The 14136-nt window shown below is 39.3% G+C and carries 14 protein-coding genes; all 14 read right to left on the bottom strand.

Going from position 1 to position 14136, the window contains the following annotated elements:
- Positions 1–173: 173 nt before the first annotated feature.
- On the bottom strand, positions 174–941 hold the full coding sequence (locus DW720_RS01040) for a hypothetical protein (RefSeq protein ID WP_118468888.1): 768 nt from the start codon (positions 939–941) through the stop codon (positions 174–176).
- Positions 941–1873, bottom strand: coding sequence for a MarR family transcriptional regulator (locus DW720_RS01035; RefSeq protein WP_118468890.1), 933 nt, complete (start codon positions 1871–1873; stop codon positions 941–943). Before DW720_RS01035 ends, DW720_RS01040 begins: the two co-directional genes overlap by 1 nt.
- 137 nt (positions 1874–2010) lie before the next feature.
- Entirely contained in the window at positions 2011–3060 is a 1050-nt protein-coding gene (locus DW720_RS01030) for a hypothetical protein (RefSeq protein ID WP_147355499.1), read from the bottom strand.
- A gap of 148 nt (positions 3061–3208) precedes the next feature.
- Positions 3209–4435 carry a glycosyltransferase family 4 protein gene (locus tag DW720_RS01025; RefSeq protein ID WP_118742773.1) on the bottom strand — a complete coding sequence of 409 codons (1227 nt, stop codon included), beginning with the start codon at positions 4433–4435 and terminating at the stop codon, positions 3209–3211.
- A gap of 16 nt (positions 4436–4451) precedes the next feature.
- Complete coding sequence (locus tag DW720_RS01020; protein ID WP_118742772.1) at positions 4452–6923, bottom strand: LTA synthase family protein; 2472 nt, start codon at positions 6921–6923, stop codon at positions 4452–4454.
- 24 nt (positions 6924–6947) lie between these two features.
- Positions 6948–8000: an acyltransferase family protein gene (locus tag DW720_RS01015; protein WP_182427947.1), complete on the bottom strand. Its 1053-nt coding sequence runs from the start codon at positions 7998–8000 to the stop codon at positions 6948–6950.
- Between the two features lies 1 nt (position 8001).
- Positions 8002–8916 carry a sugar phosphate nucleotidyltransferase gene (locus DW720_RS01010; protein ID WP_118742770.1) on the bottom strand — a complete coding sequence of 305 codons (915 nt, stop codon included), beginning with the start codon at positions 8914–8916 and terminating at the stop codon, positions 8002–8004.
- Between the two features lie 57 nt (positions 8917–8973).
- Positions 8974–9144 (bottom strand): hypothetical protein, encoded by a 171-nt coding sequence (locus tag DW720_RS15645; protein WP_182427946.1) that lies wholly within the window; start codon positions 9142–9144, stop codon positions 8974–8976.
- A 57-nt stretch (positions 9145–9201) separates the two neighbouring features.
- Positions 9202–9555, bottom strand: coding sequence for a multidrug ABC transporter (locus DW720_RS01005; protein WP_118742769.1), 354 nt, complete (start codon positions 9553–9555; stop codon positions 9202–9204).
- On the bottom strand, positions 9545–9907 hold the full coding sequence (locus tag DW720_RS01000) for a transporter (RefSeq protein ID WP_118742768.1): 363 nt from the start codon (positions 9905–9907) through the stop codon (positions 9545–9547). Before DW720_RS01000 ends, DW720_RS01005 begins: the two co-directional genes overlap by 11 nt.
- Positions 9900–11057 carry an ATP-grasp domain-containing protein gene (locus DW720_RS00995; protein WP_118742767.1) on the bottom strand — a complete coding sequence of 386 codons (1158 nt, stop codon included), beginning with the start codon at positions 11055–11057 and terminating at the stop codon, positions 9900–9902. The genes DW720_RS01000 and DW720_RS00995 overlap by 8 nt, the downstream gene beginning before the upstream one ends.
- The gene (locus DW720_RS00990) at positions 11054–12067 is read right to left on the bottom strand and encodes an NAD(P)-dependent oxidoreductase (RefSeq protein ID WP_118742766.1); all 1014 of its coding nucleotides are present in this window, start codon (positions 12065–12067) and stop codon (positions 11054–11056) included. Before DW720_RS00990 ends, DW720_RS00995 begins: the two co-directional genes overlap by 4 nt.
- A gap of 4 nt (positions 12068–12071) precedes the next feature.
- A complete protein-coding gene (locus DW720_RS00985; protein ID WP_118742765.1) occupies positions 12072–12998 on the bottom strand; it encodes a glycosyltransferase family 2 protein in 927 nt (308 codons plus the stop codon).
- Positions 12998–14134 (bottom strand): dTDP-4-amino-4,6-dideoxygalactose transaminase, encoded by a 1137-nt coding sequence (rffA, locus tag DW720_RS00980; RefSeq protein WP_118749154.1) that lies wholly within the window; start codon positions 14132–14134, stop codon positions 12998–13000. Before rffA ends, DW720_RS00985 begins: the two co-directional genes overlap by 1 nt.
- Between the last annotated feature and the right edge of the window lie 2 nt (positions 14135–14136).

Raw genomic sequence — 14136 nt, 5'->3', positions numbered from 1 at the left:
CATTCCCCAAAACAAACTCTCAATTTGGACACAATACCTTATTAATACTCCATTAGGATACATGAGTCCTATGGAGTACAGACGTAGACTTGGATTGGCTGTTTAACCTGTCCAAGAAAATGTCCGCACCCTCCCCTCTCAGGGCGAGTCCAAAATCTTCAAGAACACTTTTACTATGTATTATCCTTCAACCCATAACACTGGTACAACATATCTGTCATTTTCTTCTTATCTGTTCCTCTTATACCCAAGGACTTTAAATCCACTGTTTCATCAGCTATTTCAGATAAGAACTTTTTCATATCCTCTGCTATTTCCGGACTGAGAACTTGCCTTGTATTGGCTGTGATTAACTGTGCTAATCGGAACACATCATTTTTATGTTTCTTTATATTTTTGCTGTCAACCTGCTCTCCATTCAGCTTGCGTTCCTTTAAATCCAGCCACGCTTTCGCCTTAAATGGTATCAGACAAGTCGGACTTAATACCGGAATGCCATCAACCATCAATTGTCCGGTTTTTAGCAATTCATAATACGCTTCATTTAAAAGGATTGCCGACAAGCTGGAGATTTCATCGTCTATCGGAAGCGGTGTGAGAACTGCATCATCTTCCAATATAACAAAATCCGGATTTCTGGAAAATATTTCTATCATATATGGATATTCTTTGCTTTTCGGAGATGTGAAACGATAAAACTGTGTATTTCCGGTACTTTTATTCAAATGCTCATATCCTGCTTCCTTGACATACTCCCAGAACTGCCTACCGAACTCCGCTGTTATGGATTCGACAATCAATACAATATCTACATCTTTTGTAGCACGAAACGGTAATTCTTCATTTTCCATAATCAAATCACAAGCTGTCCCGCCGATGATAACATATTGATTTTCAAAACCCTGAAATCTTTCCTTAAATTTTGTAAATCCGCTGACCATTACTCCTTCAACCTTCTTTCCTGCAATTCATCTACTGCTTCTTCAATTCTCTCATCGTTTGTATCTCCAAAAGATAAAACAATGGAAATATCGTCAGCACTGTTATCCTCTGAAAATTGTTTCGGGTTGTATGCCCATAATTCAAGTCTTACCTGCTTATCCGGGTCTATCAATTCATCGGTCAGCAAAGTTTTATCATAATCCCTCTCACTGATTGCATAGGTAGCAACTCGGCTTGGATTTAGCATTGTTTTTTCAGAAAGTGCCGTCCCCCCTGCAAAGACCATATTTTCTGTAACTTGCGTCTTATCTATATATCCTGCTTTGCGGACAGGTGTTGTCAAATATACTTTTGCTTTTTCAAATAATTCATCTCTGTTATATTTTGACTCAATAAACTTGTTGACACCGTCTTTTGCTACAAGAAACAAATCCGTCGCTTCCAACTGCTTTACTGCTCTGGTCAAGGTCATTGCTGTAAATGGAAGCACTTTTCCGGCTTCTGAAATATACAATCGTTTTTTCTTACTATACAGATAAAACAAAAACAACTGCTGTGTTGAGCAAACAAACTTACCTGTCAGCTTTTGGGGTTCTTTCTCATCAGAAAGCATTGTCCCGATGAAAGGAAGAAAGACCTGCTTATCAGTAATAAACGGTATATTATTTTCTATAAGGCTTTTTCTTCGATAATTAGATACCGACGCAAGTTCAAATACGACTGGTACATTATCAATCTGCTGTATTTTTGTAATCTGTTTTTTCAATGCCGGAAGTGTGGCAAGTTCTTCTGTCGGAGTAAGCATTATACAGCGTCTGTTTCCAATATATGCTGTGTGAAAATTATAACTCCCTGCAATATAAACAGGCAAAGAATCCTGATGATTCCATGCTTCATATTTTATAGAAATCCCGAATACGCTTGTAAGCATATTTCCCATTCCCCCTTAACTCAATTTCTTTCATTTTAACTTAGCTGATGTTAAAAGTAAAGTTTTTGAGTTATTTTAAGTTTATTGCTAATGTGAACTTCCAGAAATTTTACAACTAATTATATGTTTCATTTTTTTCATACGTCCCCGCCTCTACATCCGCCTGCCACACTCCCATACAAGAGTATCATCCAAAACATCGGCTGCCGGTAATTCACAAGGAAAAAACTCTCCGCCAGAAGTCCAATCACAGCGCAGGTCATAGCCGCATCTATGCGTCGCAGCTTGCGTCCAAGCCAGACCAACAAACAACTAGTCGGAATTAAACCATAGCAAAACATCACACTGAACAGGCAGCAATGAATCTCATTCACCTGACTTGCCAATGTAAATCGGTCAAAACCGCCCTCTCCAGCTCCATACAAAAGATACTGAGGGTACAGTACCAGCTTCTCCATTCCACGATCCAGAAAAAGTCCCAACAGGCCACCATGAGCAACCTTCCATATCTTCTCTTGAATCCGTGTCAGCATATTATAATCCACCGTCTTCACATCAAAATCCGCTGCAGGCCATATCCACCATAAAAACAAACCAAATATAAGCACTCCCATACAGATTCCCAAGATCCATACCTTCACTGATACACCCTTTTTGCATCCAATTCGATACAGTTCATACAAAACAGCCAAAATAGTAAATACAAAAAATCCCAATAAGATTCCCGTAGACTTCGATGCTGCGAGCACCGGCAAGGCCAGCACATAGAACACAGGAAAGCTCCGATCCCCAAACCGGCACCGGTACAGATACAAAAGCAATATCATCATAAACAGGAAAAATGCCAGTTGGTTCGGATCATTAAAGGTTCCCTGATAGCGAATCGCTCCCCAGTATTCACGAAATATGCGTCCATGACCCGACAGATATATCAGCAGCTGCACTCCGATATTCACTTTTACCACACGATTAATCCCGGTCAAAAAAGCTTTTCCGCCATACTCCGTCAGATAGCAGAAACTCCAAATAGCACAGGCATTGAAGATCCAAAAGCAGGTATACCTAAAAAATTCACCACGTCCCAGGCGAATTCCATAATATGTATTAATCACCACAACCGATGCCAGAAACCCATAAAACAGGCTTTCGGTCTTCAGCTGCAAGAGCCGCTCCGGTCTTCTTCTCATACAGTCACATAACAGCATAAAAAAAGAGGCGAACAGACATACATCCGCCGCCTCCATCCCCCCTGAAGGGAATAAATAAAATTGTTTCAAAAATATAAAAAGCAAAAAAAATAAGACCGCTGCCGTCTCATTTCCATCCGGTATACTTCTATTCCTTTTCTGTAAAACGTTCATAGATCTCCCTCATCTTCTTTTCCACCACATCTAGGCCAAACTCCCTACTTCGCATGATACAGGCTTCTCCCATCTCTTTCCAGCTGCTCCTCCTAGAAAGCATATCCCGAAGAGCTTCCGCCCAGACATCCGCATCCTGAAAATGATTCAGCATGATTCCGCCCGGGCATAGCTTCATTCTCTGATTTTCTGACTCGGTCCATCTATCTCCCATCAGATCCGTATTGCCCCGGATCTCCGAACAAATCACCGGAAGGCCACTTGCCATGGCCTCCAGCATCGCCCTAGGCAATCCCTCCTGAAAGGATGGAAAAAGGAAGATATCCGAAGCTCCAAAGATCTCCAGCATATCTTCCCTGTATCCTAAAAACGATATATGATCTGCAATTCCAAGCCTGTCCGCCAACCCATGAAGATGCTCGTTCAATTCTCCATGTCCGCACAAAAGCAGGTGCAGCTTTTCATATGCACTACGATGCGGCTCATCCTTCATTCTGGCAAGCATCCGGAACAGAACTTCCTGATTCTTCCTGGGTATCATCTCCCCGGATGTCAGAAGCACCACCTGATCAGGCCGCACCCCCAGCCTTTCTCTCTTCCTCTGCCTTTCTTTATCCCCAGGAAGGCGAAATTGAGAACGATCTATCCCCACTCCCGGCACATAATCTACATACTTCGCATGGAATTTCCGCTTCGCCAGTTCATAATCCTCCCGGTTAATACAGATCTGCTGATCCGTATACCTCGATAAAAACTTTTCCATCGGATAATAAAACAGCCAGTTCTTCCATGACGCCCCTTTAAAAAAATGGAATCCATGGGCCGTATAAATCACCGGGCCTGTCCCCGTCACATGTGCCGCCAGACGCGCCATCACCCCTCCCATCGGCGTGTGGCAGTGCACCAGCGAAAAATCTTCCCTGCGCATCAGCTCAACCATCTGACGATACACCTGAAAATTCCGCTTGTCAAACGGACTCCGCACAAAATCAATCTGATGGCAGATAATCCCCGTTCCATCCAGACGGTGATTATCCGTCCCATAGGACGGCGTATTAAAATTCGAAGCATAATGAACTTCATATCCCATGCTCTGTAAAATCCGGACGTTGTTCATCTCAAACTGCGGAACGAAGCCGCTGACATGGGTAACCAGAAGCACCTTCCCGCGCTGCTTTCCTTCCATTTCCTGTCTCTCCATTCAGGCACCCCCAGACTTAATAGTGAACCTTCTTGTCAAACATGTTCCGGTACTGCAATCTCCAGTACTCCTCCAAAATCGGCTGGCTGGTGTCCAGCACTTCCCAGGTGCCATCCTTATCGCGCCATGCACCACCATCCATCGCAGGGATCTCCTCTCTCACTTCCTTCAAAAACTCCTGATACGGAAGCAATTTTATCCCCGCCTTTTCAAACATCAGTTCCGAGAGAAAATTCGCACTGGTAAATACATTTTCCTCCGCATCGATCTCATAATTCGCCCAGATAAAAAATGGGACAATATAGCGGCTCTGCGCTTCCGCAAGTATCCACTCCGTCAGCGGCTTTCCTGCTAACGTCTCATAGAAACTTTCTTCCACCATCGGCTGATGATCCCCAAAGAATACGATCACCGTTGGATCTTCTATCTTGCTAAAATAATCAATCAACATCGGAATCGCCGCATCTGACTCACGAATCAATGTCAGATACTCTTCTGCATTTGGAAATTCTCCCTCATGCCCCGGAATCCGGACTGCATTCTCTGTAAAACATCCTGCGTCGTATCCGCTGTGATTCTGCATCGTCACATTAAAAATAAACGCCGGCTGTCCACTTTGACGGATTTTTTCAAACTCTTCGATTACCTTTTTATAAGAATCCCGATCCGAAATATAACGATCTCGAATCAGCTCTGCATTTTCAAAATCAGACACATCCAGAAACGTTTCAAAGCCAATTTTGGGATACACCTGAGCGCGATTATATCCTCTCTTATCGTATGGATGAATTGCCGTAGTATGATACCCTCTGGTTTTCAAAATCTGTGCAATCGAATACGTGCCATTCCGTGTGATATACTGCTGATACGGAATCGATCCTTGAAGAAATGCCATCGAATTTCCTGTCAGAAATTCATACTCTGTATTTGCCGTTCCGCCTCCGATCGGATATACCTGCATATAACCTTTTACTACATTTCCCGATAAAGAATTAAAATTCGACATATACACTTCATTATCCAATTCCGGGAAAATCACACTGAGATCCGAAAAACTCTCATTCATAATCGCGAGCACATTCGGACAATTCTGTTCCTTCTCATCTTCCGTTTCTACAAATTTCGAAATCATCTCTTCCGAATCTTTTGACGAATATCCCGCTGGCTCTTCCAGTTTCATATGGCGGATATCCGAAATGAAGCTAAGAGCAATCCCATACCTCTGAATGTTTATATTTTGGTTCCAAAAATCCATATCCGGGGCAAATAAAGTTCCACCCATCATAAAACTAAGCAGACATACAGACGGAAGCGACCACACTAAAACACACGAAAAAACACGTTTTTCTCTTCCATAAAAATAAAAAGTCAATACAAGAAACGCTATCAGAAGCCACAATGCCAGAAGCATCGGTCCCGTCACACTGTAGTGGTAATTCATAAACACATTTTTAGCCGTTCCCATCGCAAGAAAATCTCCCGGCACGATAGGCGAACCACGAAACAAACGCACAAACGAATTTGCTACGGAAAATATGTACATAACCAGCATGACCGCCGATACCGAATAAAAAATACTTCGAACCAGCATATACACCATCATCAAGAACAGAAGGTAAATCACAATATTTCCGAAAATATATTCTGCCCCAATATTTGCCAGATTCTGTTCCACCAGTTCGACCATGTACAATAAAATAACAGATGACAGAATCAGCCACACGCCATCTGTCACTATCTGATAAATCTTTTTGTCACTGTCTCGCTTCTCATGCCATTCATGCACATTTGCTCCAACCGCCGATATGACTAATAATGTCAAGCTACATCGAATTCCTAAATCCAAGATGTGAAAATAACAGGAAATAACATATAAGACAGCATAAAATCCAATAAAAAATGCTACTACCTTTTTGATTCCGATCGTTTTTCTTAAATTCACAATCAACTGTTCCATCCCTGCCAAACAAAACAGTGTTATCAGGAATACTCCGTCAAACATCACTAGATTATTAAAAATAGAAACTCTGCCGATTGTTTTCCGCAAATAGTAAGACTCCCACCCAGAAGAATACAAATCTGTGCGGCTGATTCTCTTATCATTAGACCAAACTTCTGCCACACCAGAGCCATCATGCATCTGGAAATCCACCTGAAGCTCTTTCACATTTTCTGCTGTATAAGAAAGCGTAGCCGGGCTGTCCGGATTGACCACCATCCAGACACCATCTGCATGCTTCCAATCTCCCTGCTTTTCTATTGAATCAAAGGGGACTTCCTCTCCATCCAGAAGAATTCGGACAATCCTTATATCTGATCCACCTGATTTGATATTTCGCTCGGCTGTTGCTGTAATCGTCAGCCTTGCTTCTTTTACAGGACTAGCAAATATATCATTAAAAATCGTATACGAAAAGAAGAGCGAGATTACCAGTGCTGCCAGTAAACTCACTCCATATTTAAAATATAAATTCTTTTTTTGTTTCATTGCTATAAATTCTCATTCTGAATTTTATCTTATAATCCGACTTAATATATTCATATGTATATACGAAATCAAGAAAATCACAGCTATAGTTATAACAAATGACAATGAAAACGGAATGCTTATATATGAAAAAAACGACAATAAAAATCTTCCAAATGTCATATGCATCAAATACACCGACAAACTGATCTTACAGCAAAAATCTATCATCTGACTCTTTTTGAATTGTTCTTTAAAAATTGCAAATATTATAATTAAAAAAAGAGAGTATATAAATGATACAAAATAACAATATGTATCATGATACTCTCTGGCAAATACCCAAAACCATATCACCATAAGCACATAATTTACAATCAGCAATAAACTCCCATTAAAAATTGAAATTCGCCGTTCTTTTCGAAAGATTTCTCCTAAAATCATTCCCATCAGAGGCATGTAAACGAACACTAACGTTGAGGAAACCGAAAGATGAAACCCCTTTAATAAAAACATTATCAATAATACAAATAATTCTAAAAATAAAAAGTTATACTCTGGTTTTATTTTTTCATAAATCCATGCATATCCTATTCTTACTAGATAAAATAAAAACAAAGGAATTAAAAACCACGTGGTGCCATTAATGACATCTCCATGACCTGTAAAATATCCAACCAAAGTCATACTTTCAATCCATTGTTTTATCGAAAATTGACTCCAATAAGTTGTTTTTATTATCCAAGTCAATCTTTGTAGAATATAAAACAAAAAAAATGCCATTAAACATCCCACATAGGTTTTCATTGTCTTTTTAAAAGTCTTTTTTGCTTCATTTTTATAATTTCCGTTATATGTAAACAAAAAACCACTAAGCAAAAAGAATAATGAAACACCAAAAGCGCCAAAATCTTGAATTATATCTAACGGAACTGCAAAAAAGAAATCTATTATTTTTTTTACAATCCAATTAGGATTATAAAAGCCTCCCAAGTGATCATATAAAATCATAACCAGTGCAATTACACGTAAATAATCAAACGCATATATTTTTGAACCGTTTGACTTATCTGAATATACATCTACTTTTTCCACCATACTACTTCCATAACTCCTTCGGGTATGTACCATCTTCTATCATAAGATGAAACTTCTCCTGCGCCGGTTCTATATCTTCCTTATACGTAATTCCAATCCACCGATCCGATGTATTCAGAACTTTTACAGAAGCCAAATTCTTTTCCAACAATTCAGCTACAATGTTCGGTAGAAGATATTCTTTTTTCTCCGGATTTTCTCCTAATGTATCAAGGAATCTGGTAAATCCTTCGTCTATGTACTTCAAAAAGTCCGGATATCCCGCCCACATATTCATGGATACCATCGTATCCAGTGTGATCCATTTGCTGACTTCCGCATTATCGCACTGGATTTTTCCATCCACTATCTGAATTCCCGTTGTCTCAATCACTTTCTCCAGATATCCATTTTCATCTGCCACACAGACACCTCTAGTTACAGATCCGTTCTCACTCAGCGTGTTCTTCAAAGAAAATCCAGCCATGGCAAGGTTCATCTTCTCTTTATTCTCATTCTCGGAACTCAAGAAATCATGAAGCTTTATAAATGCTTCTTTTCCATAATAATCATCTGCATTAATAATCACAAATGGCTCTTTGACCACACTCTTGCAAGCCAAAATTGCCTGTCCAGTTCCCCATGGTTTCACGCGCCCTGCAGGGACTTCATATCCATCCGGCAAGTTTTCCAATTCCTGATAGACATACTCTACTGGCATAACTTTCGATAAGCGATTTCCAATCACTTCTTTAAATTCCGCTTCGATTGCTTTTCGAATCACAAAAACAACTTTGGTAAATCCAGCTGCTTTCGCATCGTAAATCGAAAAATCCATAATAATCTCCCCATTGGGAGCCATCTTTGCAAGCTGCTTGATACCGGTTCCGAAGCGGGAACCGATGCCAGCAGCCATAATTATAAGCGTCGCATTCATATTTTTCTCCTAGAAGCATATTTTACCTATAGCTACTACTATAACTATCGCAAGTAATTAATCAGCCTGCTTTCCGAGCTCCTCTATCCTACAGTCTCTACAATGTGATTGAGGAATATACCTTCCATCACCCATATCTCTATAGCCAAACCACTCTTCAATCTTATCCTTATTTTTTGCTCTTTTTCCGCACCGCGGGCATTCCGCCCAATCTTTTCCATATGGCATATAATCATTTCTCCTTTTTACGTTTCTAAACATTTTTATAATAAACTACATTTTCTATTAACCACGCAATGCGCTAATCACAATTCCTACAATAATCAATCCTAATGCTATCCATTTTTTTGTATTCATTTTTTCTTTAAATATTGTCACGCCAAAAAATGTTACATATATATAACTCGTGGCTTCCAGTATCGGTCCCATAGAAAGTGGAATCCCCCTATATGCAAAAATTGATAAAATTGTTGTTCCAACAAACATTGAATATGCAATGATAACCAAAGGATTCACATATTCACGAAGTAAAGAAGAATACTGTCTCTGTGACGCCTTTTTTAACAACACTTGCGAAATAGCACTGATGAAAACACCACATAACAATAACCCTGCATAAAAATAAGCCTTACTGTCCATCCTGTACCTCATCTGTCTTTGCGAATATAATTACACCCCCAACAACCATTGCCGCTCCAACAAGTTTTCCAAATGTTATAGATTCTCCAAAGAACAGCCTTCCCCAGACGATCCCCCAAACAACCGTTACCGCCTTGTTTGCAAATGCAGTTGTTAAAGGAATATTCTTTATGACCTGCTGCCACCCAATAGCGTAAACTCCCAAAAGTCCAATAATAATTATATAATAGATACAAAAGCGAATGCTTAAAAACTTCTCACCTGCAGCTAGCTTGCTACATATTCCACTCATTGAATATATCATCAGCATTGCATGGAGTCCTAATAGCATTTTTATCATAGATTTATTCATTAGTAACCTCTTTTTCTTCCGGTAAATATGGAAGCAATTCTTCATAACTTTCTGCTTTCATTAAAAAATAACCAAATCGAGCCGAACTGTCCGTCACAATTCCTGGATGAATCGGCTGTATATCCTCTTCCATCAAATACTCTGGATGATCTTGTTTCAAAGATTCCAAAACATCCAGATCTTTCTTAGAAAAAACAAAGCGAACAGCAGCCGTCTTTCCCTCCTGTTGTTTTTTCAAATCCGGCTTCTGACCTAACGCAATTTGTATCACTGCGCGTACAAAATCAATTCCCGTAGATAACCTAACCAGACTACTTCCAATACAATCCCCGCCCATTCGTCCACCAATTTCAATTAATACAATTCTACCATCTGATGAAATCTTCAATTCTGTATGGGACGCACCATTGCATATCTCCAACGTATCTAACGCATGAAAGACCACTCTTTTCACCCGTTCCAACATCTCCTCAGCAATCGGCGCAGGCTCTATATGTCCCGTCTCAACAAAACCTGGCGCACCTGTAGTAAACTTTTTTGTCATTGCTAAGAAATAATGTCCTCCTCCATAAGAAATGCATTCAACACTATACTCTTGACCTGTGGCAAATTCTTCTACCAATGCATCTTTTTCGAATCCTTGTTCTTTTGCATATTCAATGGCCTCCACCAAACCATCTGAGGATTCTAATTTCGTAATTCCTCGACTTCCCGAACGATCCACCGGTTTCACAATAAGAGGATATTGAAACGAAACTGCTTCTAACTCTTCCACCGAATGAATCAGAAAGCTTTTAGGCGACGGATCACCGTTTTTCTCAAACGCTTCTCTCATTTTATGTTTATTTGTCGACTTTTCTGTGCATACTAGACTATTTCCGACAAGTCCCATTTCCATCGCCACATAATTTACTGTAATGGAAGCCAGATCTGATGCAATGCTACAAATTCCATCAATACCGATTTCCAGACATTTATCTAAGATTTTTTTCTTCTCAACAATACTAATTGGATAAAAATAATCTGCCGTTTTTTCTCCAATATCTCCAGATTTCCATGCAAATACATGCGTTTCAAGTCCCATCTCTTTTGCTTTCACAATTAACGGATTTTGAAGATAAGACGCCCCAATAATTGCTAATTTTTTCATTTCTTCTCTCCAGACTCAACAAGAACATTCCAAAAATCGCTTTCTAATTCTTTTTTATAATCCATCATCATATTCAAATAATCTGTATATTTCGGTTCAAATCCAAAATCACGCTTTGCTTTATCCATGCTATATAAAAATGATGGTGTTGAATTTGATTTTTCTGGTCTGTAAATAAGTGGACTCTTTTTCTCTCCTCCAAACACATTCACAACCGCCTTTACCTGTTCATCCAAATCAATCTGAACATGACCGGTCATATTATACAGGCCACAGGTTAAATTACTCTTTAATGCAGCTACATAAGCATCCGCTACATCCTTTACGTAGATAATATCACGTTTGATATGTGGATCCCCCCAAATCTCAATCGCTTTCCCCTCTCTTGCATTATCAATAAATGTAGCAATTCCTGATTTTTTCGGTGTGCCATTCACATAAATCGTTCCATGTGGTCCCACGCCATAAACAGGTGGAAATCGAAACCATGCACATTGCATACCATGCTGCTGATTATAGTACTCCATTACATCATTCGCCGCATTTCGGCTAATGACATAAATCGCATGATCGCCCATAAATTTAAAATTTCTAGGTTCATCTTCCGTAATTGGATATTTCTTTCCCCATGCCCCAGACACATCACTGTAACTACAGTTTCCTATCACTTTTCGGATTCCATTCCGTCTACAATATTCCAAAACATTTATCGTTCCTATTACGTTTACTTCAAAATAGTCTGCTGCATTCTCATCTACGTCAAGATTAACTGCCGCATTGGCTGGAAGAAGTCCCGCCAAGAGAATGACCCCTTCCACCCCTTCTGTTGGAAGCTTATCAAATTCATCCTTGTTCGTTATATCCAACGTAAGGAACTCTGCCCCCATCTCTTCCAGTTTCCTTCCAAGTATTTTATTTCTTCCAGTCGCAATTACCTGTTTTCCAGCTTTTAAAAACGCCTGAGTTGTATACATACCTATAAAGCCAGTAGCACCTATAATCAATACCATTTATCTACTCCTTCTCATTCAATGCTTCCGCAATTACATACAGCGGACGATTCTTAACTTCTTCAAAGATATTTCCAATATAGATTCCTGCAATACCAATCGCAATTAAAAGAATACCTCCCATTAAATAAATGGAAGCTACTATCGTTGTCCATCCACTTAACACATCGCCAATAATCACTGCCCGAAGCATTAGATATACAATATAAAGGAATGCACAAAATGCGATTACAAAACCTGCATGAACTGAAAAAAATAACGGTTTATTTGATTGAGATGTAATAATTTCGAACGCCATTTTTATCTTTCTTTTCAAATTATAAGAAGAAGTTCCCTCAAATCTGGCATCCGCTCTCAAATCAATCGCTGTTTCTTTAAACCCAAGCCAGCGTATAAACATGGTAAATGCCCGGTTATGTTCTCTCATACTGCAATAACTATTAATTACACTTCGTTTAGAAATGCTAAAATTGCAAATCGAGCTATCAAAAGCTCCATCTGTAAAATAATCATACACCTTATAGAAAGTTTTCGATAAAAACTTTGTTATAACCGAATCCACCCGCTCCTGTCTTCTGGCAAAAACAACATCATAGCCTTCCTGAGCTTTTTTATAAAGCTCTATAATTGCTTCAGGACGATCCTGCAAATCACAATCCATAACAACAATCCAATCTCCCTTTGATTTATCGAGTCCTGCTGTAATTGCACGAATTTGGCCAAAATTTCTAGACAAATGAAATCCCTTTACTCTTTTATCCTTCTGACAAAGCTTCACAATCTCCTCCCAGGAATTTTGTGGGCAATGATCATCCACTAAGATAATCTCATATGCATCCGTAATCTGAGACAATGATTCTGTTAATCTCTTATGCAATTCTGGCAAAGCTGCTTTACATCCATATACAGGAATTACAACCGAAATATCCATCAAATTTCCTCCTGAAAGAATGACTGTGTTCCCTGAATTACCATATCAATCTCTTTTTTATTTAAACCATAATAAAGTGGAAGACGCACTAAACGCTCACTCTCTTTTGTTGTATACTTATCTATACCACTAAAGCGCCCAAACTTTAAACCAGCCGGAGCTGAATGGAGCGGCACATAATGAAATACCGTCTGAACTCCTCGCTCTTTCATATAAGCAATATAGCGAGTTCGCTCTTCCAAGTTCTTTAATTTAATATAAAACATATGAGCATTATGGACACACTCCTCTGGAATTTGAGGAAGTTCAATTTTTCCGTCCTTCGCTATTTTCTCAAATGCCTCCCGATATCTATTCCAACTTTCTAGTCTATTTTCATTAATTTTATCTGCTATCTGAAGCTGCGCCCAAAGATAAGCCGCATTCAATTCACTTGGAAGATAACTGTCACCAAAATCAACCCATGTATACTTATCCACCTGTCCTCGAAAAAACTTTGCTCGATCCGTTCCCTTTTCTCTCAAAATTTCAGCTTTTTCATTATAAATAGGATTATTGATTACAAGAGCCCCCCCCTCTCCCATCGAATAATTTTTTGTCTCATGGAAGGAATAACAGCCAAAATCACCTATTGTTCCTAATGCCTTTCCCTTATAAGTACTCATAACTCCCTGTGCAGCATCCTCAACTACTTTTAAATTATGCTTATAAGCAATCTCCATAATTTTATCCATCTCGCAAGCTACTCCTGCGTAGTGAACCGGCACTATCACCTTTGTATGTTTAGTAATCGCTGCCTCTATCTTATCTTCATCAATATTCATCGTATCTGGACGAATGTCCACAAATACAAGTTTTGCTCCCGCCAGAACAGCTGATGTTGCTGTACTTGAAAAGGTATAGCTCGGTAAGATCACCTCATCTCCTGGTTTTAAATCGCACAAGAGCATCGCCATGTCCAACGCTGTGGTCCCACTAGTGGTCAGCAATACTTTCTGTGCATGAAAACGTTCTTCTAACCATGTATTACATTTCTTTGTAAATGGACCATCGCCACAAATTTTCAAATTTTCAACAGCTTGTTTAATATTATCTAATTCTCCTCCCACATATGGAGGTCTATTAAAATTTACCATCA

Source organism: Clostridium sp. AM27-28, from assembly GCF_003480955.1.
GTDB lineage: Bacteria > Bacillota > Clostridia > Lachnospirales > Lachnospiraceae > Otoolea > Otoolea fessa.
This window is presented reverse-complemented; position numbering and strand designations above follow the sequence as displayed.

Bases quoted from the DNA above. Each gene is read 5' to 3' on its own strand.
- DW720_RS01040 (WP_118468888.1), bottom strand. From the start codon at position 941: ATGGTCAGCGGATTTACAAAATTTAAGGAAAGATTTCAGGGTTTTGAA.
- DW720_RS01035 (WP_118468890.1), bottom strand. From the start codon at position 1,873: ATGCTTACAAGCGTATTCGGGATTTCTATAAAATATGAAGCATGGAAT.
- DW720_RS01030 (WP_147355499.1), bottom strand. From the start codon at position 3,060: ATGAGAAGAAGACCGGAGCGGCTCTTGCAGCTGAAGACCGAAAGCCTG.
- DW720_RS01025 (WP_118742773.1), bottom strand. From the start codon at position 4,435: ATGGAGAGACAGGAAATGGAAGGAAAGCAGCGCGGGAAGGTGCTTCTG.
- DW720_RS01020 (WP_118742772.1), bottom strand. From the start codon at position 6,923: ATGAAACAAAAAAAGAATTTATATTTTAAATATGGAGTGAGTTTACTG.
- DW720_RS01015 (WP_182427947.1), bottom strand. From the start codon at position 8,000: ATGGTGGAAAAAGTAGATGTATATTCAGATAAGTCAAACGGTTCAAAA.
- DW720_RS01010 (WP_118742770.1), bottom strand. From the start codon at position 8,916: ATGAATGCGACGCTTATAATTATGGCTGCTGGCATCGGTTCCCGCTTC.
- DW720_RS15645 (WP_182427946.1), bottom strand. From the start codon at position 9,144: ATGCCATATGGAAAAGATTGGGCGGAATGCCCGCGGTGCGGAAAAAGA.
- DW720_RS01005 (WP_118742769.1), bottom strand. From the start codon at position 9,555: ATGGACAGTAAGGCTTATTTTTATGCAGGGTTATTGTTATGTGGTGTT.
- DW720_RS01000 (WP_118742768.1), bottom strand. From the start codon at position 9,907: ATGAATAAATCTATGATAAAAATGCTATTAGGACTCCATGCAATGCTG.
- DW720_RS00995 (WP_118742767.1), bottom strand. From the start codon at position 11,057: ATGAAAAAATTAGCAATTATTGGGGCGTCTTATCTTCAAAATCCGTTA.
- DW720_RS00990 (WP_118742766.1), bottom strand. From the start codon at position 12,067: ATGGTATTGATTATAGGTGCTACTGGCTTTATAGGTATGTATACAACT.
- DW720_RS00985 (WP_118742765.1), bottom strand. From the start codon at position 12,998: ATGGATATTTCGGTTGTAATTCCTGTATATGGATGTAAAGCAGCTTTG.
- rffA (WP_118749154.1), bottom strand. From the start codon at position 14,134: ATGGTAAATTTTAATAGACCTCCATATGTGGGAGGAGAATTAGATAAT.